Below are 24942 nucleotides of genomic sequence, written 5' to 3' on the forward strand. Positions count from 1 at the left end.
TCAGTTCAGGCCGACCACGACAGTTCAGGCCGATCACGTCAGTTCAAGCCGATCGCCGCGCAGTCCGCCGCGTAGGCCGGGGTGCAGATGTCCTTGACGGTGTAGACGCCGTCCCGGATCACCGTGTCCTCGATGTTGTCCTGGGTGACGGCGACCACCGGCACCAGCATCGACGGGATGTCCTTCTGCGTCGGGCTGTCGACACTGTCGGGGGTCAGCGAGTCGAACGTCAGCGAGCGGCCCTGGGCCCTGGCCACGGCCAGCTCCGCGGCCTTGGCGGTCTCCTCCAGGAACGACTTGTACACCGTCATGTACTGCTCACCGGCCACGATCCGCTGCACCGCCGCCAGATCCGCGTCCTGCCCGGTCACCGGCGGGAGCTCGGCGGCGCCCGCCTTCTTCAGCGCGTCGATGACGGCGCCCGCCATGCCGTCGTTCGCCGCGTAGACGGCGGCGATGTCGTCGAGGCCGACGGACTGGATCGCCTTGCGCATGTTCGCCTCGGCGACCTCGGGCAGCCACTCCCTGGTGTCGTACGACTTGGCGATGATCACCCTGTCCCTCAGCTCGCTGAGCGCGCCCTTCTTGAACCGCGCCGTGTTCGGGTCGGCGGGTGAGCCGTTCATCATGACGATCTTGCTGGTGGGGGCCTTGGTGCCGAGCGCCCCCATGATGGCGCGGCCCTGCACCTCACCGACGAGCTCGTTGTCGTGCGAGACGTACGCGTCGATCGGGCCCTCGGCAAGCCGGTCGTACGCGATGACGGGGATGTCCGCCTCCTCGGCCTTCTCGACGGCCGGCGCGACGGCCTTGGCGTCCACCGCGTCCACCAGCAGGACGTCCACCTTCTCGGCGATCATCTTCTCGAGCTGCTCGCTCTGCTTCGCCGCGCTCGCCTCGGCGTTGGCGTAGCGGACCTTGCCCTTGCCCTGGGTGAGCGCGGCGACCCGCTGCGCGATGAGCGGGTGGTCGAACCTCTCGAAGCGCGAGGTCGACTTGTCGGGCAGCAGCAGACCCACCGTGATGTCGTTGCCCTTCTTCGGGACAGCGGACTCCTCGCTCCCACCGATGCCGTCGACGGCGCCGCAGGCGGTGAGCAGGAGGGCCGACGCGGCGGCGGCCAGGGCCACTGCGCAACGGCGCGCGGCGGTCCCACGGTGGGTACGAGCGTTCACTACAGATGTGCCTTCCAGGTGCGGACGGAGCAACAGCGCCCCCGTCGGACCCGAGCGTCTCGCGCGCGAGTCGCTTTCGGGCACGGCGTGCGCCGAATCTCCCCACCCCTCACGGCTTCGTTCCAGGCTTCGCGACCGGGTCACGAAACGTGCTGCGTACATGCGGCGCCATAACGGGCGCGGACATCGCGGAAGGGGACGCGATCACCCGTTGCGCGCGATACCGGACAGCCACAGCGCCAACCTCGCCCACCTCGAACGAAGTTGTGGCGCGTGATCGTGTTCGCTTAGTTTTGCCCGCCATGACCATGACGCGCAGAGCGATCCTCAAGGGCATGGCCGCCGCCCCCTTCGTCGGAGTGGCCGGCACCCTGCTCTCCCCCACCACCGCACACGCGGCCACCATCGACGCCGGGCAGTTCAGCCTCACCAGCCGCTCCTCCAACAGGCACGGGGAGTTCGCCGATCTGACGGCCCAACTGGGCAGCGTGCTGACGAAGGTCGACGCGGCCACGGTCATCGCCGGCACCAACCGCAGCGCCAAGGCCCTCACCGGCGCCCCCAGCACGGTGGAGGCCTTCCAGACCGGGTTCACCTGGGACGACGCCGACCAGGCCGTCGCCTACTGGATCCCGCAGGGCGTCACCACCAGCGCCGACGCCTTCGGCAACGGGCTCTACCCGGCGGGCGGAAGCAACAAGGTCGTGCTCGTCTCCTGGTTCTTCGAGACCGACCCGGACGCCGACGGCGTCGACGAGTACGCGCTCGACAAGGGCATGCGACTGACCTTCGTCGACTACGCCAACCCGGCGGCGCCCCGCTACCAGCACGTCCTGCTGGTCGAACCCGTCAAGACCGCCACCGGCGCGTACTCCTTCAACCCGGTCCGCAAGCACGCCGGCGGCATCATGTGGTACGGCGACCTGCTGTACGTCGTCGACACCTACAAGGGGCTGCGCGTCTTCGACCTGCGCACCCTCTTCAAGGTGGCCACCGCCGAGGGCAACGTGTGCGGTCTGCACACCGACGGGCAGTACTACGGCTACGGCTACCAGTACGTCCTGCCGCAGAGCCACGCCTACGACAACGCCGGGGCCTACCTGCGCTACACGACGATCGGCCTCGACCGCGCCAGCACCCCCGACTCCCTGGTGATCAGCGAGTACTCGACCTCCGGCACCGTCAGCTACACGGACGGCGCCTTCAACGGCACGGGCGAGCCCAGCACCGCCACGCCCAAGGTGGTCCGCTGGAACCTCGACTACACCACCCGGCACCTCGCCTCGCTCACCGCGACCGAGGCCGTGACGGTCGCCCAGCAGAAGATCCAGGGCGTCGTCTCCCGCAACAGCAAGCACTACCTCTCGGTGAGCAACGGCCCCTCCGGCACGGGCGCCCTGCGCACCTTCACCTCCGGCGCCGCGACCGCGAGCACCGTCGGCGACCTGGCCGTCGGCTGCGAGGACCTCAGCTACCACAGCAGCGGGGCGTCCGGCTGGGCGTACGGCGAGTCGGTGATCTGGAACGTCAGCGAGTACGCCGGCAAGCGGTACGTGTACGCGGTCCGCGCGGACGGCTCCTGAGCGACGGCGCGGGTGACCTGCTGGACAATGGGCCCATGAGCATCGTCAAGATCAACGTACTCACGGTCCCCGAAGAGCAGCGCGAGACGCTGGAGAAGCGGTTCGCCGCCCGGGCGGGCGCGGTGGAGAGCTCGGACGGCTTCGAGTGGTTCGAGCTGCTGCGGCCGGTGGAGGGCACCGACACGTACCTCGTCTACACGCGCTGGCGCACCGAGGAGGACTTCCAGAACTGGATGGCCGGCCGCGGCCAGGCGGCGCACGGCGGCGGCTCCGCGGAGGGCGGCGAGCGCCCGAAGCCCGCCGCGACGGACGCGACGCTGTGGTCCTTCGAGGTGGTCCAGCAGGCGGCACCGAAGCAGGGCTGACACCTGGGCGGGGCCGACATCGGGGGCCGCTCGGCGCGCCGGTCACTCCGGTGCGCGTACCGCCTCCACCGCCTCCCGGACGTCCGGGTCCGGGTCGTCGGCCAGGATGTCCAGGAGGGCCGTGACGCCGGGGGTCGTCCAGCGGGCGACCGCCCAGACCAGGTCCTCCCGGACGCCGGGGTCGGGGTGGATGGCAAGAGGGGCCAGTTGTGGGAGAGGGCCCCGGCGGCGCATGCCGAACCAGTGGAGGGTCTCCCGGAGCACGGCCGGGTCGCCGGGGCTCCCGGCCGCCGCGAGCCGGGCGAGGAGCACCCTGGGCGGGGGCGGCGGGCCGTCCAGCGGGTGCGGGAGGCGTTCGCGCAGGCGGCGGGCGCCGTAGCCGCGGCGTACCCGGCAGCCGAAGCAGGTGCACGGGCGGGTGCCGTGCGCGTCCGGGAAGTAACGCCAGCCGGCCACCTGCGGGGCGGTACGGACCCGGTGCACTTCGCGGGGCCGGATCGCGCGGGGCACGAACACCTCCCAGCCTCGCGAGTCCTCCAGCGCCGAGACACGCCGTACGGCCTCGGCGGCGCTGACGGTGGCCTGCTCGTCCCGCGCGCGGTCCCGGTAGTGACCGACCAGCACGTCCTCCGTGTCGTCCAGCCGCACATGGACGGCCACCAGCCCGCCCCGGCTGCCGGAGCGGGCCAGTTCACGCAGCCACTGGTGGGTGAGGGTGTGCGACGGCAGCACGGGGAAGCAGTAGACCCCGCGGGCGCCCCCCTGCCCGCGGCTCGCGGCGCGGATGCCGGAGCGGCGGATGCGGGGGGCGTCGGCCGCGGAGGTCAGGTGCACGAACATCGCCATGGGTGGGGATGGTACGGCGCCCGTGTTCCGCTTCCCGCCGGGTCAGGCGCCGTCCGTCACGGTGACGCTGCCCGTCAGAGTGATCCCCGTGCCGGTGCCGTCCTCGGGGGCGGCCGTCAGTTCCCAGGGGTACGTGCCTGCGGCGACCCGGGTGCCGTCGGCGAGGGTGCCGTCCCAGCGGGTCGTCAGCGCGGCGCCGGCCGGGGTGACGTCGAGGGTGCGGAGGACCTTCGCCTTGCGCTTGATCACCAGGTGGGCGGCGGTGGCCGGCTTGGAGAGCCGCCAGGCCGGGTTCCAGGTGGCGTCGGCCGTGCGGATGTAGGCCGTGGGGGCGTCGGCCGTGGTCACGGTGAGGGGCTGGGCCGGGACGCCGGACGGGACGACATGGGCCCGGCCCGTCGTGTCCAGCCAGGCGACGCCGCCGCCGAACTTGTCGACGTCGTAGTTCTTCCAGTTGGGGACGGCGGGGAGGTCGGTGAGGGTGCGGGGCCCGGTCGCGGTGCCGGTGTGGAAGTCCGTCAGCTGGAGTGTGGCCGCGCTCGTGTCGTGGTTGACGACGAAGCCGTCGCCGAGTTCGCCGCGCTTCGGGAGGGTGATGGTGGCGCCGGTCTGGAGGTCGTACACGCCGAAGGGGGTGGACGGGTCGCCGCCGATGACGTCCTGGCCCAGGCAGTCCCAGTAGACCCAGCGGCCCACGGTCTGGAGGTCGCGGATGACGCAGGAGGCGCCGACCGAGTACGAGGTGACCGTGCCCGTCGTCAGGTCGCGGGCCTCGATCTGGCCCCAGGTGCCGTCCGTGGTCCACAGCTTGGAACCCCACAGGGCGGCAGCAGGGGTGGTCAGACGCTGGACGACCGCGCCGCCGCCGGGCGCCTCGAAGTCGACGACCGCCCGCTCGTCGCCGCTGCCGTACACCGCGTACCGGCCGGCGGCGTCGCGCAGGCCGCGGCCGGTGGTCGAGGGGGTGTTCCGGTCGAAGGGGACGACCTCGGTGCGGGTGCCGGACGGGGTGGCGCGGACGAGGATGTCGCGCTGGGTGGTGTCGTCGTGGCGGACGTGGACGACGGAGCCGTCGCCGGCGCCGAGTGGCTGGCCGTAGGCGTCGCCGAGGGGTGCGGTGGTGAGCTCGGTGCGCGGCCCGGCCGCCGGGGTGCCGGTGAGCGTCACCTTCCGGGTCAGGTAGGCGGGGCGCGGCGCGCTGTCCTCCTCCTTGGTGACCAACTGGCCGCCGGAGAGCGCGATTCCGCGTACGGCGGCCGGCCGGGAGGGCACCCCGGAGAGCGTGCGGAGGGTCGGGGCGCCGTCCGCTCCGGCCTCGACGCGGCGCACCGCCCAGTCGCCGGAGTCCGCGCCGCCGACGGTGATCGCCCCGCCGCCGGGGACCTGGAACAGGTCGGGCTGGGCGGCGGCGAGCAGCGTGACCGGGGTTCCGCCGGCGAGCGGGGTGGCCTTGAGGGGGCCGCCGCGGCGCAGGGGCGGGTTCTGCTCGGTGGGCGCGGCGGGCCGGTAGGTGGTGAGCAGCCAGTCGCCCGCCAGTCCGACGACGGGGATGTCCGCGCCGGACGGCGGTACGGCGACGGAGGTCTGCGCCCCGGCCGGGTCGTCGCGGCGGACCACCCGGGCCGTGCTCATGCCCTGCTGGTACCAGGCGATGTGGGTGGGCGAGACGGCAGCCTGGATGTTCCAGGACTCGTCGACGGAGACACGGGAGGCGACCGGGGTGAGGGTGCCCGAGGTCAGGTCGAGGATGCCGAGCGTGCGCCCGTGGATGAATCTCACCACGGCCAGCGCCCCGTCACCGGCCACGACCGGATACCGGTCGAACCGCTCGCCCTCCGGCGGGTCGACGGGCGTGTCGACGGTGACGCCGTCCTGGACGCGGAGGATGTGCAGCTTGTCCACCTGCCACACCTCGTTGAACGAGACCGTCAGTACGGTCCGTCCGAACGAGCCGACGGTGGACTGCCCGTCCGGCACGGTCAGTTGCGTCGACTCCCCGGTCGCGGGATCCCGCAGCTCGACGACACCGCTCACGCCGACCGGCACGGGCAGGACGTCCGTCCCGGCGCCGTAGTAGCCCTGCTGGCCCGGCACCTTGCCGGTGAAGTCGTCGACCGTGCGCTCGGTCCCGTCGTAGCCGTGCCACTGGTACGTCGGCGTGGAGCCGTCGGTCGTCTCGCGGCGGTGGAGGTAGCCGGTGTCGCCGGCGGCGTACAGGGTGTCCTGCACCGGGACGTACTGGGACGGGGTGGGGAGGACGAGTTCCGTCGGTGCGGGGTCCTCGGCGTGGGCGGCCGGGGAGACGGCGAGAACGGGCACGGTGGCGACGGCGACCAGGAGCGCGAGGCGCCGGGCCGTGCGGCTGGTGTGCCCGGGCGTGCGAGGGCGCGTGATATCGGGCGTGCGTTCGAATATGAGGCGCATGTTGATCAAAGCGCGGCGGGCGGTGGAAACGTCACTCCCCTCGCACAGCACACGTGAGTCACCTCACGCCCCGGTTACATTTCCCTCAACCCCTGGTGGACAAGCGGTGAGCCAGCAACCATGGGCACATGACTCTGGCCGAGCGCGCCATGCAGCGACTGGAAGTCTGGCCCGATCTTCTTGCAGGCCAGGCCAGTTGTGGCACAGGGCGCGCGCTGCGCTCCGTCCACAGCGAGATACTCCACTTCCACACCGACCGGGACGTCGACCTGCACCTCACCGTCCCGGCCATCCAACGCATCCGTCGCGACCTGCGGGAGTCGACCGCGGTACGGCTGGTGCCGGGCTCCCGTTGGGTCACCGTCCACCTCGACTGCGACGCGGACGTGGACCTGCTGATGAGCCTCGTCAGCATGGCCCTCAAGGCGCACCTGGCGGAGGCGCCGGGCACCGGACCGACGTCCGCCTCGTGCAACTTCCACCGGGTGACGCTGGTACCGCGGGACGAGCCCTACGACCGCTGATCACCCAGGGGTGCGGTGCCGGCCGGGGGTGCGGTGTCGTCCAGGAGCGGTCGAACAGCACGATCTCACCGGCGGTCGGGCCATCCACCCATGGGAGCAAGCATTCGTACGGGTGGCCAACTGGGGGCCAAGGGCGGGTGCGGGCTGAGTCGGTGTGGGGCGGATGGTGCGTGCGCTAGCGTCCCGGCGCATGGACAGACGTGGGGTGGGGGCTCGGCGGCCAGGTGGCGTCGGGGTCGTGGCGGGGGCTCTGGCGGCGGGCGTACTGGTGGCGGGGGTGGTGACTCTGGGGCCGCCGGCGGTGTACTTCCTGACCGGTTACGGCTGCGGGGATGCCGAGGACCGGCTCGCCGGGGTGCTCGCCGGCGAGGGTGTGCTGGAGGCGGAGCCGGAGTGGGCGGAGCGGGAGGAGTCCTACCGGTCGTGCGATGACGACGATCTGTTCGTGGTCGCGGGGGCGCGGTACGAGCTCGCCGGTTCCGCCGCCGACTCCTCGCGGAGCGTGCTGGGGCACTACCGGCAGGCGGCCCTCGCGGACGGCTGGCAGGCCCACTCCACGGCCGGCTGCTTCACCAAGGCGGTCGGCGGTACGACCGCCTACCTCCAGGTGGAGAACCCGGCCGACGGCGGGTTCCATGTGGAGATCGTCGCCCAACGGGACGGCTCGCAGTGGTGCTGAGGGCGCGTCGGGAGTCCGTCAGCCGGCGGCCGGCTCGACCAGACCCGTCGCCCGCCCCTCCTCGTCCCACCGGACCTCCAGGACACGGATGACCGCGTCGCGGTCGAGAGGGCCGAAGACGTGCGGGAACAGGGTGCTGTCGGGAACCCCCGGCGGCGGAGCGGGGGCCGCCGCCTCCCACTCGCAGCGGGCGGTGAGACGGTCCTCGTCGAGGAGCAGGGCGAGCAGCGGCCTGGGGGCGTCGCGGTAGAAGCTGTTGACGATGGTGAGGGTCGTCGCCTCGTCCGGGGAGCAGTGGACGAAGCCGTCCTCGGCGAGGGAGGCGGGCGCGTAGGGCTCGCCGGGGCGGGCGTCCCACTCGGCCTTCGCTACGACGTGGTAGATCATCGTCCGGTTATACAGCAGCCGGGGGTGAGCGGCCCGGGCGCGCGGAAGGGTGCCTAGACGAGTAAGTCCGATCTCCGGTCAGTGGTCCCTACCTTGTTGATCGGGTGATCGGGGCTTTGGGTCGCGTTGTTGTGCCACATCGCGGCGGCCATCGCGAGGATGCGCTGAGCGACGCGAATCGCGACTCCGGCGCAGCCGCGGCCGCCGTGGTCTTCGAGGTCGAGCTGACCTTTGAGGGTGTCGTTCACCGACTCGATCAGTTGCCGCACCTTCTTGAGCATCGGTTCGCCGTAGCGGGCCTTCTCGTCCTTGCGGGACGGCCGCAGGAGCGTGATGTCATGCTCCTCCAGCAGCGTCTCGAAGGCTCGTCCGGCGAAGCCCTTGTCACTGATCAGCAGGATGCCATCGTGCTCGGCGACCATGTCTGCCTCGACTTCGAGCATCGAGGCCAGCACCTCGCGCTCGCCGATCTTCGGATCGGCCAAAGCCCACAGGATCGGCATCCCGGACGGAGCGCACACCAGATACAGCTTCAGCCCCCAGTAGAACCGCGAGTGGCTGGCGCAGTACCCATAGCCCGCCCATCCTGCCAGGTCCGAGCGTTTCACCGTTGGCCGCGACATCCCGCAGGGCACCGGGGTGGAGTCCACGATCCAGCAGTCGTCCAGCCAGAAGTCGCTCGACTTCGCCAGCATCCGGATGACCCGCTTGACCAGGCCGAGCGCGGACCGCAGCCGCTTGTTGTAGCCGGACTGCTGAGGGAGGTACGGGAACCGGTGAGGTGCTTGCCGGCGTAGCGCAGCCAGTGCGTCTCGGACGTGAAACCGAGCAGCGACTGGGCGAGCGCGAGGCACACGAGTTCGGAGTCGGTCAACACCGGGGGCCTGCCCAGCCGTCGTGGTCCCGCCAGCTCGTCGTCGATCTTCACGTACAGTGCGGTCAGAAGGGTCTCGATGTCGTTCGTCACACAACGATCAACGAGACCCTTCTCCCTTTGCGCCCGCAGGACTTCGGACCTACTCGTCCAGCCCTACCAACCGGGGTGGGGATGGGCCGCTCAGCATTCGTTACGGCGCGGGAGCGGCCCCGCTCACAACCGGCGGGTGAACTCCTGGCGGTCGGCGAAGTTCTCGTAGCCTGCCCGTTCGAAAGCCATGATCATGGCGGTGTTGGCCGCATCGCAGTCGCCGCGGATCTCCTCGGCGCCCGCTTCGACCAGCAGCCGCGTGCCGCGGGCCACCGCCGCCGTCGCGTAGCCGTTGCCGCGGCAGGCGGGAGACACAGCCACCAGGCCGATCACCGCGGTCGAGGGGTTTCGGGCGGGGAGGCTGAGGGCAGCCGGCGTGCCGTCCGGAGCGTAGCCGATCTCCCACCACGAGGGTTCGTACAAGAACTCCTCCATGTCCGTGAAGAGGCTCTCCGCGGCACGCCGGGCGCCATGCTGGGCGACCTTGGCGGCGAGGTGGGCGTCGGCGCTGGTCGGCAGCGCCTCGGCGAGGAGAGCGATGAACGGCTCACGGCCCAGACTGGGCAGGGAATGCCAGTTCAACCGGTCATCATGCGAAGTGAGTTCCGCCCCGGAGTGGCGGCGGAAGCGGCGACCGTCTCGGGCGCGCTCGAAGCCCGCCAGACGGAGAAGCTCGGCGCGCCGTTCCGGCTCCGCCTGGTATTGCGGCGGCTGCGTCGGCGAGTCGATGACGTGCTCCAGCTCCCTGGCGCCGAGCGAGCCGGCCAGGGCGACGGCCTCGGCCAGCAGCGCCCGGCCGGTGGCCAGGCCCGGCTCGTCCCACCGCGTCTCAAGGAGCACCAGGGCCATCGGGACGTCGTTCCCGGGGAGGGTCCATAGCGCGGTGGCCGCGGTGAGCCGACCGGCCTCGTCCTCCGCGACCAGGCACCACTCCGGCCGGGTACATTTCTTGGCAAGTAGGTCGGTGAGGTAGGCGGCCGTCCCGGCGTTGCGCTCGGGCTGCTCGGAGTGCTGGACGAGGGCAGGTAGTTCGTCTGGGCGCGCTATACGTATAGGCATGTACTGGGATCATCCTGTCTCTCGATGACGTAGCTGGCTTTGCATGAAATCGCCACCCAGTGGCACCGGCAGACCTGGCTGTTCCTGCCCTTGTCAGACCGGCCATCAGACCCGGGCCTACGGACTGGATACTGCCGGCCTCCTGCCGCAGCGGTGGATCCCACGGCCGATCGGCGGTGATCGTGGCCTGGCGCGCAGGGCGGTGCGAAGTAGGCATCTCATCCCACCGGGTAGCGCACCACCAACACCCCCTCCACATCCCTCCCCACTGCCTCGTACAGATGCGGTACATCCGCCGCCCACCGGGCGTGGCCGCCCGGGCCCACCTCGAACGGGGCGGAGGCGGGACCAACCCGCGCCGTGCCGCTGAAGACCAGCAAGTGCTCCTCCGTGCCCGGCACATGAGCGGCCGAGCGCTGCACCGCGCCGCTCTGAATGCGGATGCGATACACCTCCCACACCGCAGCCGCGTCCTGCACGCGGTCCGTCAGCACCGCGTGCACCGCCGCACCCTGCACCGGGGCGGGGCCGACGACCGTGCTTAGCGGCGCATCGAGGGCCGTGGTCAGCGCGTACAGCGTCTCCAGGGTCGGATTGCGCTGGCCCGTCTCCAGTTCCGAGAGCGTGCCCTTGCCGACGCCGGAGCGACGGGCCAGTTCCGACAGCGACAGGCCGCGGTCCTGGCGCAGACGGCGCAGCCGCGCGCCCACCTCCTGGGCCAGTTCCATAGTTTTCCGCCCCTTACTGCGCCGTTGATGCATTGGCCGTGACGCGACTAGCGTTCCACAAACAGAACGTTCTGTAAACGGAACGATCGTGGCGATGCACACGCATCGCGGCGCAGGCGTAGGTTCGGACTTACTCGTCTAGGGGCGGTGCGCCGCCGCGATCCGCTCCCGGAACGGGCGGCGGCGTACCGCCTCCGCCACCTCCGTCAGCAGCTCGGCCAGCGGCATCGAGAGCTCCGCGTCCAGCTCGGCCATCGCCGCCACCGTCGCGTCCCACTCCGCCTCGATCCGCGGCAGCAGGGCACGGGCCTTCGGGGTGAGCTCGATCCGGGCGTCTCGCGGATCGGGAGTGTGGGTGACCAGGCCCGCGCGGGCCATCTGAGCCGCCGTCTGACTCGCGGCCGAGTGCGTGACGCCCACCGCCGCGGCCAGGTCGCGGACCGGGAGCGGGCCTTCGGCCAGCAGAGCCCGTACGACCGGGGAGAAGCGGGGCCGGTACTCGGCGAGGCCCTGCTGGCCACAAGCCCGATCCCCGCTACCGGGACCCGCACTTCCGGCTGCGCTTCGCCCGCCTCGTCACGCACTACTGGCGGCACGCCGGCTTCCTGGAGGACGGGGCGCTGCTGCGCGACGCCGGGAAGCTCGCCGGGATCCCCGGCGTGATGGTCCATGGGCGGATGGACGTCAGCGGCCCCCCGGACGTCGCATGGCGGCTGGCTCAGGTGTGGCCGGACGCGGAGCTCGTGCTGATCGGCGACGAGGGACACGGGCTGTCGGGAGCCGCCACGACGGAGGCCGTTGTGGCGGCCACGGACCGGTTCCGGCCGGTCCGGGGACGGGACGTCCGGCCGTGACCCTGGTCAATCGACGCGGCCGGGAATGACCTGTGCCCGCCGCCGTCAGCCGTTCCTCGCCGCTGCGAGGAGAAGGACGTACGGCAGGAGGACCGCCGGGAGGGTCAGCAGACGGGGCTTGAGGGAGCGCTCCCTGGCCAGCGGCTTCAGCACGTCGAAGCGCAGGATCAGCAGCACGACGAGCGCGGCGCTCATCACGAGGCCGAAGAGCGCGAAGTCGCTGCTCTCGATCTGGTCGTAGGTGCAGCCGTCCAGATCGGAACGTTGCAGATCGTCGAGGTCGCAGTGGCCGTGGTCGAGGTACCAGCGCCAGCACACCACGACCACGACCATCGGTATGCCGATCAGCAGGTTCACCAACAGGCCTGCGAGGTACCGGCGAACGGTGGTGGCGGGCGAGTTCCCCACGGGGGTGGTGGCGGACATCCCGCCACTCTACGACCGTGAACCGCATCCGCGGCTGCGGGTAACAAGGGGCGTACCCCGCCCGACAGCAGACACGGAGACCGAGTGAACGGCCCGCCCGGCAGACCTGCCGATGACGACACATACGTCGCTGACGACGCATCCGTCATCGCCGACTCCCTGGCCCGACCGGAGCTCTTCGGCGAGCTCTACCAGCGGCACGCGGCCGACATCCACCGCTACGCCGCCCGCCGCCTCGGCGACAACGCGGCCGAGGACGTCACCGCCGAGACCTTCCTGACCGCGTTCCGCACCCGCAAGCGCTACGACCTCACCCGCCCCAACGCCCGCCCCTGGCTGTACGGCATAGCCGCCAACCTCATCGGCAAGCAGCGCCGCACCGAGGTACGGGCTCTCAAGGCGCTGGCCCGCACCGGCCACGACCCCGTCGCCGAGTCCTGGACCGACCGCAGCGACAGCCGGGTCACCGCACAGGCGGCCCACGGCCCGCTCGCCGGCGCGCTGGCCGGCCTCTCCTCCGGCGACCGGCACGTCCTGCTGCTCGTCGCCTGGGCCGACCTCGGCTACCAGGAGGTCGCCGAGGCCCTGTCCATCCCGGTGGGCACGGTCCGCTCCCGCCTCAACCGGGCCCGCAGAAAGGTCCGGCACGCCCTCGGAGGCGTGGACCCCACGTTCGTGACCGCCGACTACCCGGAGGTGATCCGCAATTGGCTGAGACAGAGATGGACGAGATGGCGGCGGTCCGGCGACTGCGCGCCGACGCCCCCCTGCCCGACCACGCCCGGCTCACCCCTGCCCGGCAACGGCTGCTGGACGAGATCGCCGCGCCGCGGCGCCGGCACGCCGGGTGGAAGCTGAAGGCGCTCGGCGCGGCCGCCGCGGTCGTGGCGGCGGCCGTGCTCTCGACGCTGGTGCTCCGTCAGGACCACAGGACACCCGCGGAACCAGCCCCGACGGCGACGCCCACCGCGACTCCCCGGGCGGGCCAGTGGGTGCACCACGACGTCCGTCGCGACATCCCGAAGTGCGTCGTCGCGGTCGCCGACAGGGAGTACAGCGAAGCCGGCGGCATGTATCTGGCGTCCGGACCACGAGGGTGTGCCCTGGATTCGGGCGAGACCTACGAGGAAAACATGTGGTTCCGCTACGACGGGCTGGCCCGCGCCTTTCCGGACATGGAAACGAACGACCCTGACGACGTGCAAGTAAGGGACGACCCCGCCCCGTACGCCAACGGTGACATGCTCTCGCCCCAGGCGACGGACGCCATGCTCGCCGAACTCCCCGACGACCCCGACGCCGCCCTCGCGCTGATCCTCAAGCGTTCCATCCCCAGCCGGATCTCCACTGCCCACCGGCTGACCCAGGCCCAACGCGACTTCCACGAGGTCGTGGAGATCCTCTCCGGAGCGTCTTACGTCCCGGCCGACAAGGCCCGGACCCTCTACCGGATCATCACCGGCCTCGAGGGGGCGACCAAGCCGGTCAACGTCACCGACGGCGCCGACCGCACCGTCCTCGCCATCGGCATCGACGGCAACTTCCGCGACTACACCTACGAACGCAACAGCATGCAGGTCCTGCTCGACCCCGACACATACGCCTACCGAGGCGTCCGCTGGGTGGCCGGCATGGACTACTACGTCGACGGCAAGGCCTCCAACGGCCCGTTCGTGAAGAAGGGCACGCAGATCGGCATGGCCACCCGCATGTCGACGACCGTCGTGGACAAGGCGGGCGACCGGAAGTGAGCGGTCCCTAGTCCTGGGCGGCGGCGAAGGTGACGAAGTCCGCCCAGGACCGGGGGTCGAGGGTGAGGAGGGGACTGGCGGCGAGCTTGGAGTCGCGGATGTGGATGGTGGCGGGGGTGGTGGCGACTTCGACGCAGGAGTCGCCGTCAGGCCCGCTGCTATAGCTGCTTTTGAACCACGCCAGTGCGACTTCGACGCAGGACTCGCCGTCATTGCCGTCGCTGTAGCTGCTCTTGAACCACACCAGTTCGGCGGCCTTGTCCATCATGTTTCTCCCAACAATTGCTTGATGAAGGCCAGCGACTCCCTCGGGGGAAGCGCCTGCGCCCGGATGGTGCCATACCGCAACTCAAGGATGCGGAGCTGTTTCGGCTCACTGACCGGCCGACCGTTGAACGCGCCATCGGAACGCCCAACCGCCGTACCGTCCGCGAACTTCAGCACCTCGATCTTGCCGTCCAGACCGGAATGGACCTCGCAGTTCGTAGGCATCACCTGGAATGTGACGTTGCGCAAGCAGCCCACCTCCAACAGACGTTCGAGCTGCCGCCGCCAGGCCATTGTGCCTCCGAGAGGACGCCGCAACAGCGCTTCTTCCAGCACGAAGCCGAGCGCGGGCGCCGGGTCCCGTTCGAAGATGGACTGCCGGGCGAGGCGAGCGGCCACCATACGTTCCACTTCACCCTCCGAGTACGGAGGCTGCGCGGCCTCGATCACGGCCCTGGCGTGTTCCGGCGTCTGCAATAGCCCGCTGATGCTGTTGCACAGGTACAGCCCGATCTCGACTGCCTTCGCCTCCATCTCCGCCAAGTCCCGTACCTTCTTCGGATACCGGACCTTCTCTACGTCCTCCTTCATCGCCGAAATCAGCCCACCCGCCCCCAACACCTCGTCCGCCTTGTCCAGGAACTCAGGTCGAGGAATCCGCTTCCCACTCTCGATCTTGTAGACCAGGTCCTCGCCGTACCCCACCGCCAACCCGAACTCGGCAGCCCGCAACCCCGCCAACTCCCGCCGCAGCTTCAACTGCCGCCCCACGGTCGCGATGACCGCCACGCCCCACTCGTCGTCCGGATCCACCTCCCACCCCGGCTCGTCCGCCTCCCCCTTGAGCCGTCCCACCTCACCGTCGACCAGCATGCGCTGCCCCTCCTCTCGTGCCCCACCGACAAGCCCGGACACCACCGGACAACCGGCGGACAGTCACCGTACGTATCGGCGTCGTCACTGTTCACAGTAAGCATGTCCGGCCACTCTGGGTGACGTGATCGGAGAAACCCCTCAACTCGACTCCCCCATCCGCAACTTCCACGCGCAGCTGTCCCCGACACCACGCGGAGCCCGTCTGGCCCGTCTGCTCGCGACGGAACAACTCCGCTCGTGGGGCCTGCCGTTGGACCCGGCGGCGCTCATCGTCGGTGAGCTGGCGGCCAACGCCGTCACCCACGGCCGCGTCACCGGACGCGACTTCCGGCTCCTGCTGTACGTCATCGGCGACACGCTTCGCATCGAGGTCACGGACACACGCAGTGACCGTGTGCCGTACGTCGTCCAACCGGCCGAGGCCGACGGCGAGTCAGGCCGCGGAATGGTCCTCGTAGAGGCCCTTGCCGCCCGCTGGGGAGTGAGCGAGGGGCCCGCGCCGCGCAAGACGGTCTGGGCGGAAGTGCGACTTCCACCGGAATCTGATGCGCCGTAGCGGCCAGTAGCCTCAGGCGCCATGGGCATTCAGATCGATGTAGTGGTGGGTTACCCGGTCAACGATGAGGTGGAGAGGGTGCTCGCGTTGGCCGAGACGGTCGGCGAGCCCGTCACTGTCACGTTCCTGTGGGAGGGGCGTGAAGAGGCGGAACGCGCGGTGCTGGTGCCCGCGGCCACGCTGGCGCTCTGGGAGCATTGGGCCCCCACCGCCTACCCGACGAGTGTCGCTGGGGACGAGAACCGGCCTGTGGCGGAGGAGCCGGAACTGGCCCACCCGGCGGAATTCGGCGCGTTCACGCTCTTTCGTCGTCGCGTGGGAGGGCGCACGGCGGTGGCGCGCGAAGGCGTGGTGGTCGCCGAGCTGCTGGACCCCGACGAGGCGCACTGGCTCCAGGAGAAGGCCCGCGATGTCCGCCAGGGCTTCATGGATCCGAAGCAGAAGGCGGCGTTCGAGGAGTTCCTTGCCCGGCAGGCACCCCTCGAGGAGCATTGAATCCTCCCCTCCCTGAAGGGAGGGGATTCCTGACTCAGGCTGCGCTCACCCAGCGGCAGTGCGTGCTTGGCTCTCGCATCGCAGTGGGCGCAGTCCCTCGTGGTGTGCGCGGGGTGTACCAGGCGGCTGTCCCGCCCGTGCTTGCGGCCCATATCGGGCGCGCCGCGCGGCCGGCCGAAAGTTTTCTGGAAATCTCCGTCCGACGGCGATGAGTTCCGTCGGGGTGCGCCGTCTGACCCGGTGAAGCGACCACGAGTCACGGAGGAACCCCAGATGCGTACTCTGATCAGCACCGCCTTCATCTCGCTCGACGGCGTCGTGGAGGCGCCGGGGGGCGAGCCCGGTTACCGGAACTCCGGGTGGACCTTCAAGAACGTCGAGTTCCTCCCCGAGGCGTTCGAGATCAAGGGCCGGGAGCAGAAGGAAGCCGGCGCCATGCTGATGGGCCGGACCAGCTACGAGGCGTTCAGCCCGGTGTGGCCGGACATGGAGGAATTCGCCGACTACAAGGTGATGCCGAAGTACGTCGTCTCCACCACTCTCACCGAGGACGACCTGGTGTCGAACTGGGGCGAGACCACGATCCTGCGCTCGCTCGACGAGGTCGCCGCATTGAAGGAGACCGAGGGCGGCCCGATCATCGTCCACGGCAGCGCCGCCCTGAACCAGGGCCTTTCGGACGCCGGCCTGATCGACCGGTACCACCTGCTCGTCTTCCCGCTCCTGCTGGGCGCGGGCAAGCGTCTGTTCAGTGACACGGACAAGGACACCCAGAAGCTGAAGCTGGTCGAGCACGAGGCATACGCCAACGGGCTGCAGAAGAACGTATTCGATGTGGTCCGCTGACACGGCTCCCGCACTCGCCCTGCCGTCGCGTCTCCGGACGTGGCACCCGCCGGAAGTACGCAAGCAGGATCACTACGACATGAGAGGCAGGACATCACCCATGACTGCACCGGTGAAGGGCCCCGCCAGCTACTTCCCCTCGATCGAGAAGAAGTACGGCCGCCCGATCGCGGAGTGGAAGGACCTCATCCGCACCTCGCCCCTGACCAAGCACATGGAACTGGTCACCTGGCTCAAGACCGAGCACGGACTCGGTCATGGCCACGCCAACGCTCTCGTCGCCCACACTCTCGCCGAAAGCAACGGAAACTGACCTGAATGCAGGTTCCGTGGGACTCACGGCTGGGATCATCGGTCGCCGGGGGGATGCATGGCTGACGAGAAGCAGCGGGACCACGGTGAGGGAGACGTCGCGGGGCTCAGGGCCTGGGCTGCCGTCGCCGTTCGCCAGGCGCACGAGCTGTGGCCCCAGGCGCGGAAGGATCCGCGGCCGAACGCGTTACGGTTCGTGACCGAGCATCTGGCCACCATCGAGAGGCTGTTACCGGCGGAGGACCCGGCCCGGGCGGCCGTTGTGCCCTGGCTCGGGCTGCTGATGCGGGCGCGGCTCATGGGCCGGCCGGACGCCGATCCGCGGGAGCGGGCGGCCGCCCTGAGCCATCTCCGGTGGGCCGACCGTGCCAGGCCGCTGAACGACCGGCTCGCCATGATGGCCCGGGGCAACCTGGCCGAGCTGCTCATCCCGCCGGGCATTCCTCCGGAGGCGCTCGACGGCTCGGGGCCGCCCGCCCTGGCCGAATCCCTGCGGGAGCAGCTGACCGAGGCCCTGAACGTTCTCGCCCGCATCGTCGCCGGGGACCTGACGACGCGGGAGACGGTGGTGGCCGTCATGGAGCGCGTCGCGACGATGCTGTCCTCGTTCCCCGGCCCGCCCGGGAAGAGTTCGCCGTCTCCACCTCAGGAGGGCAACGGTGGTGAGGAGGCGGCGGGGCCGGCCGGTGCGGTGCCCCGCGGGGGGCCGGTGGAGGAGGCGCTGGCCGACGCCGTCCAGGGGGTGGTGGACTGGGCGCGCCGGGACGCGGTGAGTTTCGCGCGCCTGCTGGAGTGGCTGTGCGTCACCGTGAACGATCCCCAGGGCTCCCTGGCGGACGCCGGCCGGGAGCTGGCGGATCTGGGCCTGAACCAGCCGGAGTTCGCGCCGCTGCGCGAGCTGCTCGCCGCGCTCAGATCGGGCGGGCAGGATCCCCGTTCGCTCGCCGAACGCGTCCACAGCGCCGCGCAGGCGGCCAGGGAGGTCTTGCTCGCCTTGCCTGCGGACGCACCCGAGCGGATCCGCGTCGCCAAGTTCCACGCGGCCCTGCTGGTGGCGGGGAACCTCCGGATGCCCGAATCGCTGGACTTCGGCGAGGTGGACGTGGCCGCGATGCGGCCGGACCCCGACCCCGCGGCGCGTTCGGCCTGGCGGCGAGAGCTGAGCCTGGAACTGATCCTGTCCACCTCGATCGACAACCTGTGGGTGTCGAACGGCGAGATCGCGCGCGTGGAGCGGAGCGTGGCATGGCTTCGGGAGTGGATCGACGCCCTTCCGGCGGACGGGGCGAGGGCCGCGGCCGCGCGCCGGTACCTGACCGCCCTCCTCGCCCATCGCATCGCCACCGCCGCCAGGCTCGGAGGCAGCCTCCAGGACGGCGTCGTCGCCCTGTCGATGACCGAGGGGCTGTCCGCCACCGATGAACGCGACGAGGTCCAGGCACTGTTCAGCCTCCTCACCGGGTTCCAGCTGGCCCACCGCAGCCGGGACCAGGCCGCGCTGGCCCGCGCGACAGAGGACCTGATCCAGACGCTGAGCGACCGGTACGCCTCCCCTGCGCCGGACGCGGGCACACGCTTCGTCGTCACCGGCACGCTGGGCCTGGCCCACGGCGAGCGTGCCGCCCGCACCGGAGACCAGGCCGACCTCCGGGCCGCCGCCCGTTACCTGCGGGAGGCGGTGGAGATCGATCCGGCCACGGTCTCGCCGCTGTTCGCACCGTACTTCCCCATGACGCGGGCGCATCTGATGACCGAGCTGGCCCGGGCCGACCCCCGCCGGGAGGTCATCGACCGCGCCATCGCGGAGGTCCACCGGGTGATCGAGGAATCGCGGACGTCGCCCTGGGACGAAGCCCGGCTGCGGCTCGCCCTCGGCCGGGCCATGTTCCGCGCGACCACCCACCGCAGTGACCTCAGCCTGCTCGACCCGTGCATCGCCGAGCTGAGCCGGGTCCGCGCCCTGGCCGCCGAAGGCCACGGCCCGTCATTGAACGTCGAGGTCCTGACGGAGCTGTCCACGGCCCACTGGATGAGCGCGGTGACCGGTGGCCCGCGCGCGAGTGAGGACCGGAAGGCGAGCTTGGACACCCGCCGCGAGGCACTGGAGCTGATGGCCGCCGATGTCCTCCTTCAACTCGGCGCCGAGCACGCCCTGTCGGTGGCCCGGGCCGCGACCGGCCACGTGCTGTGGCTGGCCCTGCGGTGCGCCGAGGACCGCCGCCCCGCCGAGGCCGTGGAGGCGCTGGAGCTGGGTCGTGCCCTGGTGCTCCAGACGGCCGCCGCAGCACACGGTGTACCCCGGCTGCTGGCGGACCGGGGTCACTCCGACCTGGCCGAGCGGTGGCGGGCGCAGGCACCGCGGCATCCACTCCAGCAGGGTCCGCGCGAGGGGGGTCGGGTTGAGGGGGGTCGGGTTGAGGGCGATCCGGTTGAGGGGGATCCGGTTGAGGGGGACGCGGGCGAGGGGCATCCGGCTGAGGGGGATCCGCTCCGGCCGAGGAGAGCGGCCGTGGTGACGGCCCCGGCCTCCGGCGCTGAGCTGCCGAGCAGCCTGCGGCGCAAGGCGCTCGCCGCACTGGGGGCGGGAAACGGCACCGGTGCGCGGGAGTTGCTCGGCACTCCGGACGCCGCCGCACTGACCGCCGCGCTGGCCACCTCGGGGGCCGACGCGCTGGTCTACCTGATCCCCGGCGAGGGCTTCCGCCCCCACATCCCGGGATGCGCGCTGATCCTGCGCCCCGGCGGCGCCGAGCCCACCGTGCTCAGCCTGCCCCTGCTGCTCTCCCCCGGCAGCCACCAGCTGGAGCGTTACCTCGCCGCCGCCGCCGACCGTTCCCGCAAGGCGGCCGACCCGGACGCGTCGCGTGCGTCGCGGGAGGCCGCCAGGACGGAATGGCAGGCTGCGCTGAGCGAGCTGTGCGACTGGGCCTGGCCCGCTGCCGTAGGGCCGGTCCTCGACTCCCTGGAACCCCTCGGCCGGCCGCCGCGGATCGTGCTGATCCCCTGCGGCCCCCTCGGCGTCGTCCCCTGGCATGCAGCGCGCAAGCACATCCCGCTGGGGGGTTACCGGTACGCCTGCCAGGACGCGGTGTTCAGCTACGCCCCGTCCGGCGGGCAGTTCCTGCGGGCCGCCGCCCGCGAGCGGCTGCCCGTCACCGGGCGCCGGGTCCTGGTCACCGACCCGCAGCTCAGCCTGGTATGGGCCGAGTTCGAAACGGAGGCGCTGCGTTCGGCCTGCTACCCGGACGCCCGGCGCTACGGCGAGTTCGTGGAGGCCGAGGGCGTGCCGGATGCGCCGGGGAGCTGCGAGGACCTGCTGGACGTGCTGCCGGGCGGCGGTCAGCCGGCGGCGGTCGTGCACGTGTCCTGTCACGGCGTGGCCGGTCCGAGCCCTACGCGGTCGGCGCTGTCACTGGCCGACGGCGAGCTGACCGTCGCCCGGATCCTGGACCACGCCGCGGCCGCGGCGCCCGGCCCGGACGGCCCGCTGGTCGTGCTCAGCGCCTGCGAGACCGACCTGAGCACGGGCGACCACGACGAGGCACTGACCCTCTCCACCGCCCTGGTCGCCCGGGGCGCGGCCGACGTGGTCGGCTCCCGCTGGGCCGTCGACGACAGCGCGACCGCGCTGATGATGGCCGTCTTCCACCATTTCCTCACCAGTCGGGACCTCGCTCCCGCCGAAGCGTTGCGCGCCGCCCAGCTGTGGATGCTCGACCCGGACCGCCGGCCCCCGCCCGGCCTGGGCGACCCGCTGCACCGCGAGGCCGCCCGCGCCGACCTGCACGAGATCCACCTGTGGGCCGCCTTCACCCACCAGGGCAATCCCGCTCCACGCTGAGCAGCCCTTGCGGAAGCCGACCTACGGTGACCACTGTCACTGACAGCAAGACCGGGCCCCTGCCAGGGAGGTCCCGGAATCCCCCGAAATGAGACTCACTACATGCGCGTGCTGTTGATGGCCTACGGGTCGCGCGGAGACGTCGAACCACTGGTGGCGGTTGCGGTGCAGCTGCGGGACCTGGGAGTGGACGTGCGGATGTGCACGCCTCCGGACTTCGCGGAGCTGTTCGACTCCGTCGGCCTCCCGCTGCTGCCGATCGGCGAGCCGGTGCGCCCGTTCGTGAAGGGGGTGCTCACCGGGAAGACGAAGGCTCCCGCGGAGGGGCTGCCCGCACGCGCGGCCGCGATGACCGCCACGACGTACGAGGCGGTCGTCACGGCTGCCGAGGGATGCGACGTGATCCTGGCGACCGGTCTGCTCCCGGCCGCGGCCGGCGCGAGAACGGCAGCCGAGCACCTGGGCATCCCTTACGTGTTCGTCGCCTACTTCCCCGCCTACCTGCCCTCGCCGCACCACCCGCCGTTCGAGCGGCCGGGCCGGCCGTTCCCGCCCGGCGTGACCGACAACCGAATGCTGTGGGACCTGGACACCGAGACCATGAACGTGCTGTTCGGGACCGGTCTCAACGCCCACCGGGCGTCCATCGGCCTGCCGCCGGTGGACCACTTCCGCGACCACGTCCTCACCGACCGCCCCTGGCTGGCCACCGACCCGGTCCTCAGCCCGTGGCAGGAGCCGGCGGACCTCGACGTGGTGCAGACCGGCGCGTGGTTCCGGACGGACGACCGCCCGCTGCCGGCCGACGTGGAGGCGTTCCTCCACGCCGGCGAACCGCCGGTGTACGTGGGGTTCGGCAGCATTCCCCTGCGCGACGCGGACGACGTGGCCCGCGCGGCCGTCGAGGCGGTCCGGGCGCAGGGCCGCCGTGTGCTTCTCTCCCGCGGCTGGGCCGACCTGGCCGTGGCCGACGACCAGGACGACTGCTTCGCCGTCGGCGAGGTCAACCACCATGCCCTGTTCCCGCGGGTCGCCGCCGTCGTCCACCACGGCGGCGCGGGCACCACGACCACGGCCGCCCGGGCCGGTGCGCCCCAGGTGGTCGTACCCCAGCTGGCGGACCAGCCGTACTGGGCCGGCCGCGTGGCCGACCTCGGCATCGGCGCGGCACACGACGGCCCGAACCCGACCTTCGAGTCCCTGTCGGCCGCGCTCGGTGTCGCTCTGGCTCCCGAGACCCGAGCCCGGGCAGCCGCTGTGGCCGGCACGATCCGCACCGACGGCGCGACGGTGGCCGCGAAGCTGCTGCTCGACAAGATCGGCTGAGAAGGCGCCCGACCAGGAGGCCCGCCACCCGACGGTGGCGGGCCTCGGTCTGTCCCGTGCCAGTAGAGCGTTCACTCCCATCCATTGCAATGAACAGGGTGGCCATCGTTGCATTAAATCAAAATCCATTGCAACGTTTTTTCTGGCCTGACCTGGGCTGATGTAAATCACGCGCAATAATTGCGTTGTCGGATCCGTGAATGCAACGTAGCGTTTCCGCCATCAGAAACTGCCCTGTGGAAGGAACGCCCGTGAAGACGCTGCTCTCCCCCCAGCCGGCCGCGGCGTCCCACGGGTCGCAGCAGGCGATACCCACCGGCCCCGCGGCCTCGTTCATCCGCTTCGTGATCCTCGGTGGCGGTGTGGGGGTCCTCTCCAGCCTGGCCGTCCCCCTCCTCGCCACCCTGATGCCCTGGACACTGGCGAACGCGCTGATCACGATCGCCTCGACCCTCCTCTGCACGGAACTCCACGCCCGCTTCACCTTCCGCACCGGCGGTCGCGCCGGCTGGCGCCGCCACTGGCAGTCGGCGGGTTCGGCGGCGGCCGCCTACGGGGCGACCAGTGCCGCGATGTTCGCCCTGCACACCCTTCAGCCGAACCCCGGCCTGCTCACCGAGCAGATCGCGTACCTCAGCGCTTCCGGCCTCGCCGGCGTCGGCCGCTTCCTGGTCCTGCGTCTGTTCGTCTTCGCGACGGGCCGTGACCGCACGCCGTCCATCCCGGCCCCGGCGAGCGCCCCGGACCGAACCCCCAGGGAGAGCCTGTCCACCCGCACCTGCACCACGCGCACCAACGGCGCCGACCGCGCCGCCGGCGCCACTCGCGCGCCCCGCGCCCACCTCGCACGCCCCGCCCGGCACCGGTCGACGAAGCGCCTCACACCTGTCCACAGCTGTGGATGACCGAGCCGCCCAGCGCGGATCAGGTACGAGGTACGAGATACGAGCAACTCGGTACAACGCATACAACGCACGAGGCCCACCCCGTCCGACACGGGGTGGGCCTCGTAGTGAGAGCGCCGGGCAGGCCTTGCACCTGCATTTCCCCGCAGGAAGCGGGGCGTCTTTCCTTGGACCACCAACGCAGAACCGATTCGCCGCTGTTGTGGCGACCAGCTCAAGATCAAGCTTACAGCATCCCGGGAGTGCTCCCGACCACCCGTCAGTCGAGCTCGTCCAGCTCCAGGTCGGGGCCGACGACGAGGGTGACCACGTTCGCGGCCGCGTCCGCGGACGCGGAGGACTGGGCCTTGGGCAGCTGTGAGGAGAGGACCGCGGCCTGCCTCTCCAGGCCCGTCGGGTAGGTGACGGCCGTCCTGCTCACCGTCTCGGGCGCGTTGCCCGTCTCGGTGACGGTGAAGCCGGCCGCGCGCAGTTTCTCGGCGACGGCCGCGGCGCGTCCGGAGACGCCGGTGCCGTTGAGGACCCGGACGCGCACCTGGGAGGCGTAGATGAGGTCCTTCACGGCGGCCTGCAGCTGCGCCTTGGTCATCTCCTTGTCGTTGGCCAGGGCGGTGAACAGGTTGGCGGCCTGCGGGTACTGCCAGACGACGTTGGCCAGGTCCGACGGGACGTCCGCCTCGCGGGGGTAGTTGGGCACCGTGAGGAAGGCCAGCCGTTCGCTGGGGATGCCCTTGAGCTCGTTGGCGAGCGCGTAGATCGGCTTGATGCCGGCCAGATCCGGGTCCGTCGTCAGGGACTTGGTGCCGGACTGCAGGAAGCCGTACAGCGAGTCGGGGCTGGTCAGCTTGTCCTTGGCCTTCTTGACCAGGGCGTTCATGAACTCCTGCTGGCGGCCGATGCGTCCGATGTCGGAGCCGTCGCCGACGCCGTAGCGGACCCGGACGTAGCCGAGGGCCGTCTCTCCGTCGACGGTCTGGCAGCCGGCCTTCATGTCCAGGCGGGCCTTGTCCGACTTGATGGGCTGCTTGGGGCAGACCTCGATGCCGTCCAGGGCGTCGACCATGCCCTTGAAGCCGGAGAAGTCGACGGACATGAAGTTGTCGATGCGCAGGCCCGTGTGGGCCTCGACGGTCTTGATGCTGCACGCGGCGGCCCCGGCCACCTTGCCGCTGCTGCCGCCGATCGCGAACGCCTCGTTGATCTTGGCCTTGTGCGGGGCGGACGAACTCCCGTCCCCCTTCTCGCATGCGGGTATCTGCACCCAGGAGTCCCGCGGGAACGACACGACCGCGGCCCACTCCCGGTTCGCGGGGATGTGCAGCACCATCAGTGTGTCCGACTGCATGGTGGTCAGGTCGTTGCCGCCGTACTTGGCGTTCGCGCCGTCACGGCTGTCCGAGCCGACGACCAGGATGTTCTTCGAGCCCGGACTGAGGTTCTCGGGCCGGTCGGCGCCCAACTTGTCGTCGACGTCGGCGGAGTTGATGTTGTTGTTGAGGTCCTGGTAGATCCAGGCGCCGACCCCGCCGACCGCGAGGACGACCACCGCGGTCACTCCCCCGCCCCAGGCGAGGATCCGCCCCCGCCGCGTCAGCCTGGTCGTCCCCGCCCTACCGGCTTTGCCCGGCGGAGTACGCCGTCGCCTTCCACTTCCGCTCACCGGCGCTCGCCCTCCGCCTCGGCCGTTCCACCCCGTAAACCGTGCTCGGATCGTGCGGCGTTGGTCACCGCCGAACGACGGAACCCTACA

General features: G+C 71.0%; 24 protein-coding genes and 3 pseudogenes. 14 read left to right on the top strand and 13 right to left on the bottom strand.

Translation table 11 applies throughout. The annotated features are described in order from the left end of the window. Positions 1-38: 38 nt before the first annotated feature. Complete coding sequence (locus tag IE263_RS01290) at positions 39-1124, bottom strand: sugar ABC transporter substrate-binding protein (RefSeq protein WP_229910780.1); 1086 nt, start codon at positions 1122-1124, stop codon at positions 39-41. Between the two features lie 353 nt (positions 1125-1477). Between IE263_RS01290 and IE263_RS01295 the strand changes: the two genes are divergently transcribed. Continuing rightward, on the top strand, positions 1478-2758 hold the full coding sequence (locus IE263_RS01295; RefSeq protein WP_189931265.1) for an LVIVD repeat-containing protein: 1281 nt from the start codon (positions 1478-1480) through the stop codon (positions 2756-2758). Positions 2759-2793: 35 nt separating this feature from the next. Continuing rightward, the gene (locus tag IE263_RS01300) at positions 2794-3123 is read left to right on the top strand and encodes an antibiotic biosynthesis monooxygenase family protein (RefSeq protein ID WP_189931267.1); all 330 of its coding nucleotides are present in this window, start codon (positions 2794-2796) and stop codon (positions 3121-3123) included. 42 nt (positions 3124-3165) lie between these two features. On the opposite strand, the gene IE263_RS01305 is transcribed toward IE263_RS01300, so the two are convergent. Continuing rightward, entirely contained in the window at positions 3166-3969 is an 804-nt protein-coding gene (locus IE263_RS01305; RefSeq protein ID WP_189931269.1) for a HEAT repeat domain-containing protein, read from the bottom strand. Between the two features lie 42 nt (positions 3970-4011). Further along, on the bottom strand, positions 4012-6393 hold the full coding sequence (locus IE263_RS01310; RefSeq protein WP_189931271.1) for a FlgD immunoglobulin-like domain containing protein: 2382 nt from the start codon (positions 6391-6393) through the stop codon (positions 4012-4014). A 128-nt stretch (positions 6394-6521) separates the two neighbouring features. Between IE263_RS01310 and IE263_RS01315 the strand changes: the two genes are divergently transcribed. Then, positions 6522-6917: a luciferase domain-containing protein gene (locus tag IE263_RS01315; RefSeq protein WP_189931272.1), complete on the top strand. Its 396-nt coding sequence runs from the start codon at positions 6522-6524 to the stop codon at positions 6915-6917. Positions 6918-7155: 238 nt separating this feature from the next. Beyond that, the gene (locus IE263_RS01320) at positions 7156-7596 is read left to right on the top strand and encodes a hypothetical protein (protein WP_268255986.1); all 441 of its coding nucleotides are present in this window, start codon (positions 7156-7158) and stop codon (positions 7594-7596) included. 18 nt (positions 7597-7614) lie between these two features. On the opposite strand, the gene IE263_RS01325 is transcribed toward IE263_RS01320, so the two are convergent. The 5 genes and pseudogenes from IE263_RS01325 to IE263_RS01345 all read right to left on the bottom strand — a co-directional run bounded on the left by IE263_RS01325 (position 7615) and on the right by IE263_RS01345 (position 11202). Next, entirely contained in the window at positions 7615-7983 is a 369-nt protein-coding gene (locus IE263_RS01325; protein ID WP_189931273.1) for a DUF952 domain-containing protein, read from the bottom strand. Positions 7984-8036: 53 nt separating this feature from the next. After that, positions 8037-8950, bottom strand: a pseudogene (locus tag IE263_RS01330) (IS982 family transposase). Positions 8951-9073: 123 nt separating this feature from the next. Next, positions 9074-10009 carry a GNAT family N-acetyltransferase gene (locus IE263_RS01335; RefSeq protein ID WP_189931274.1) on the bottom strand — a complete coding sequence of 312 codons (936 nt, stop codon included), beginning with the start codon at positions 10007-10009 and terminating at the stop codon, positions 9074-9076. Positions 10010-10227: 218 nt separating this feature from the next. Next, the gene (locus IE263_RS01340; RefSeq protein WP_189931275.1) at positions 10228-10737 is read right to left on the bottom strand and encodes a helix-turn-helix domain-containing protein; all 510 of its coding nucleotides are present in this window, start codon (positions 10735-10737) and stop codon (positions 10228-10230) included. 138 nt (positions 10738-10875) lie between these two features. After that, positions 10876-11202, bottom strand: coding sequence for a MarR family winged helix-turn-helix transcriptional regulator (locus tag IE263_RS01345; RefSeq protein ID WP_189931989.1), 327 nt, complete (start codon positions 11200-11202; stop codon positions 10876-10878). A gap of 212 nt (positions 11203-11414) precedes the next feature. Here IE263_RS01345 and IE263_RS49685 point away from each other — a divergent pair, with 212 nt between their 5' ends. Continuing rightward, positions 11415-11591 carry a hypothetical protein gene (locus tag IE263_RS49685; RefSeq protein ID WP_308430570.1) on the top strand — a complete coding sequence of 59 codons (177 nt, stop codon included), beginning with the start codon at positions 11415-11417 and terminating at the stop codon, positions 11589-11591. Between the two features lie 45 nt (positions 11592-11636). On the opposite strand, the gene IE263_RS01355 is transcribed toward IE263_RS49685, so the two are convergent. After that, entirely contained in the window at positions 11637-12017 is a 381-nt protein-coding gene (locus IE263_RS01355; protein WP_229910742.1) for a hypothetical protein, read from the bottom strand. Positions 12018-12101: 84 nt separating this feature from the next. Here IE263_RS01355 and IE263_RS01360 point away from each other — a divergent pair. Continuing rightward, positions 12102-12719: pseudogene (locus IE263_RS01360) on the top strand (RNA polymerase sigma factor); the annotation flags it as partial. Between the two features lie 5 nt (positions 12720-12724). Beyond that, positions 12725-13768 carry a hypothetical protein gene (locus IE263_RS48160; RefSeq protein ID WP_229910743.1) on the top strand — a complete coding sequence of 348 codons (1044 nt, stop codon included), beginning with the start codon at positions 12725-12727 and terminating at the stop codon, positions 13766-13768. A gap of 7 nt (positions 13769-13775) precedes the next feature. On the opposite strand, the gene IE263_RS01365 is transcribed toward IE263_RS48160, so the two are convergent. After that, entirely contained in the window at positions 13776-14036 is a 261-nt protein-coding gene (locus tag IE263_RS01365; RefSeq protein WP_373311827.1) for a DUF397 domain-containing protein, read from the bottom strand. Further along, positions 14033-14908 (bottom strand): helix-turn-helix domain-containing protein, encoded by an 876-nt coding sequence (locus IE263_RS01370; protein WP_189931277.1) that lies wholly within the window; start codon positions 14906-14908, stop codon positions 14033-14035. Before IE263_RS01370 ends, IE263_RS01365 begins: the two co-directional genes overlap by 4 nt. A gap of 115 nt (positions 14909-15023) precedes the next feature. On the opposite strand from IE263_RS01370, the gene IE263_RS01375 reads away from it, so the two are divergent. Both IE263_RS01375 and IE263_RS01380 read left to right on the top strand, forming a co-directional pair. After that, positions 15024-15467 (top strand): ATP-binding protein, encoded by a 444-nt coding sequence (locus IE263_RS01375; protein WP_373311848.1) that lies wholly within the window; start codon positions 15024-15026, stop codon positions 15465-15467. Positions 15468-15488: 21 nt separating this feature from the next. Beyond that, the gene (locus tag IE263_RS01380) at positions 15489-15962 is read left to right on the top strand and encodes a hypothetical protein (protein WP_189931282.1); all 474 of its coding nucleotides are present in this window, start codon (positions 15489-15491) and stop codon (positions 15960-15962) included. Between the two features lie 38 nt (positions 15963-16000). Here IE263_RS01380 and IE263_RS48165 read toward each other — a convergent pair. Continuing rightward, positions 16001-16117, bottom strand: a pseudogene (locus IE263_RS48165) (RNA-guided endonuclease TnpB family protein); the annotation flags it as partial. Positions 16118-16235: 118 nt separating this feature from the next. Between IE263_RS48165 and IE263_RS01385 the strand changes: the two are divergent. The 5 genes from IE263_RS01385 (at position 16236) to IE263_RS01405 (ending at position 23192) form a co-directional block, all read left to right on the top strand. Continuing rightward, positions 16236-16808, top strand: coding sequence for a dihydrofolate reductase family protein (locus IE263_RS01385; RefSeq protein WP_189931284.1), 573 nt, complete (start codon positions 16236-16238; stop codon positions 16806-16808). A 100-nt stretch (positions 16809-16908) separates the two neighbouring features. Next, positions 16909-17121 (top strand): DUF4287 domain-containing protein, encoded by a 213-nt coding sequence (locus IE263_RS01390; protein ID WP_189931286.1) that lies wholly within the window; start codon positions 16909-16911, stop codon positions 17119-17121. Between the two features lie 57 nt (positions 17122-17178). Continuing rightward, positions 17179-20961 (top strand): CHAT domain-containing protein, encoded by a 3783-nt coding sequence (locus tag IE263_RS01395; RefSeq protein WP_189931288.1) that lies wholly within the window; start codon positions 17179-17181, stop codon positions 20959-20961. Positions 20962-21063: 102 nt separating this feature from the next. Continuing rightward, positions 21064-22287, top strand: coding sequence for a glycosyltransferase (locus tag IE263_RS01400; RefSeq protein ID WP_189931290.1), 1224 nt, complete (start codon positions 21064-21066; stop codon positions 22285-22287). Positions 22288-22538: 251 nt separating this feature from the next. Continuing rightward, the gene (locus tag IE263_RS01405) at positions 22539-23192 is read left to right on the top strand and encodes a GtrA family protein (RefSeq protein ID WP_308430571.1); all 654 of its coding nucleotides are present in this window, start codon (positions 22539-22541) and stop codon (positions 23190-23192) included. A 259-nt stretch (positions 23193-23451) separates the two neighbouring features. Here the strand turns inward: IE263_RS01405 and IE263_RS01410 are convergent, their stop codons facing one another. After that, entirely contained in the window at positions 23452-24852 is a 1401-nt protein-coding gene (locus IE263_RS01410) for an LCP family protein (RefSeq protein WP_189931292.1), read from the bottom strand. Positions 24853-24942 lie beyond the last annotated feature (90 nt).

Origin of the sequence: Streptomyces aurantiogriseus (genome assembly GCF_014649375.1) — a bacterium.
Lineage (GTDB): Bacteria > Actinomycetota > Actinomycetes > Streptomycetales > Streptomycetaceae > Streptomyces > Streptomyces aurantiogriseus.

Bases quoted from the DNA above. Each gene is read 5' to 3' on its own strand.
- IE263_RS01295 (WP_189931265.1), top strand. From the start codon at position 1,478: ATGACCATGACGCGCAGAGCGATCCTCAAGGGCATGGCCGCCGCCCCC.
- IE263_RS01300 (WP_189931267.1), top strand. From the start codon at position 2,794: ATGAGCATCGTCAAGATCAACGTACTCACGGTCCCCGAAGAGCAGCGC.
- IE263_RS01305 (WP_189931269.1), bottom strand. From the start codon at position 3,969: ATGGCGATGTTCGTGCACCTGACCTCCGCGGCCGACGCCCCCCGCATC.
- IE263_RS01310 (WP_189931271.1), bottom strand. From the start codon at position 6,393: ATGCGCCTCATATTCGAACGCACGCCCGATATCACGCGCCCTCGCACG.
- IE263_RS01315 (WP_189931272.1), top strand. From the start codon at position 6,522: ATGACTCTGGCCGAGCGCGCCATGCAGCGACTGGAAGTCTGGCCCGAT.
- IE263_RS01325 (WP_189931273.1), bottom strand. From the start codon at position 7,983: ATGATCTACCACGTCGTAGCGAAGGCCGAGTGGGACGCCCGCCCCGGC.
- IE263_RS01335 (WP_189931274.1), bottom strand. From the start codon at position 10,009: ATGCCTATACGTATAGCGCGCCCAGACGAACTACCTGCCCTCGTCCAG.
- IE263_RS01340 (WP_189931275.1), bottom strand. From the start codon at position 10,737: ATGGAACTGGCCCAGGAGGTGGGCGCGCGGCTGCGCCGTCTGCGCCAG.
- IE263_RS49685 (WP_308430570.1), top strand. From the start codon at position 11,415: ATGGACGTCAGCGGCCCCCCGGACGTCGCATGGCGGCTGGCTCAGGTG.
- IE263_RS01355 (WP_229910742.1), bottom strand. From the start codon at position 12,017: ATGTCCGCCACCACCCCCGTGGGGAACTCGCCCGCCACCACCGTTCGC.
- IE263_RS01365 (WP_373311827.1), bottom strand. From the start codon at position 14,036: ATGATGGACAAGGCCGCCGAACTGGTGTGGTTCAAGAGCAGCTACAGC.
- IE263_RS01370 (WP_189931277.1), bottom strand. From the start codon at position 14,908: ATGCTGGTCGACGGTGAGGTGGGACGGCTCAAGGGGGAGGCGGACGAG.
- IE263_RS01380 (WP_189931282.1), top strand. From the start codon at position 15,489: ATGGGCATTCAGATCGATGTAGTGGTGGGTTACCCGGTCAACGATGAG.
- IE263_RS01385 (WP_189931284.1), top strand. From the start codon at position 16,236: ATGCGTACTCTGATCAGCACCGCCTTCATCTCGCTCGACGGCGTCGTG.
- IE263_RS01390 (WP_189931286.1), top strand. From the start codon at position 16,909: ATGACTGCACCGGTGAAGGGCCCCGCCAGCTACTTCCCCTCGATCGAG.
- IE263_RS01395 (WP_189931288.1), top strand. From the start codon at position 17,179: ATGGCTGACGAGAAGCAGCGGGACCACGGTGAGGGAGACGTCGCGGGG.
- IE263_RS01400 (WP_189931290.1), top strand. From the start codon at position 21,064: ATGCGCGTGCTGTTGATGGCCTACGGGTCGCGCGGAGACGTCGAACCA.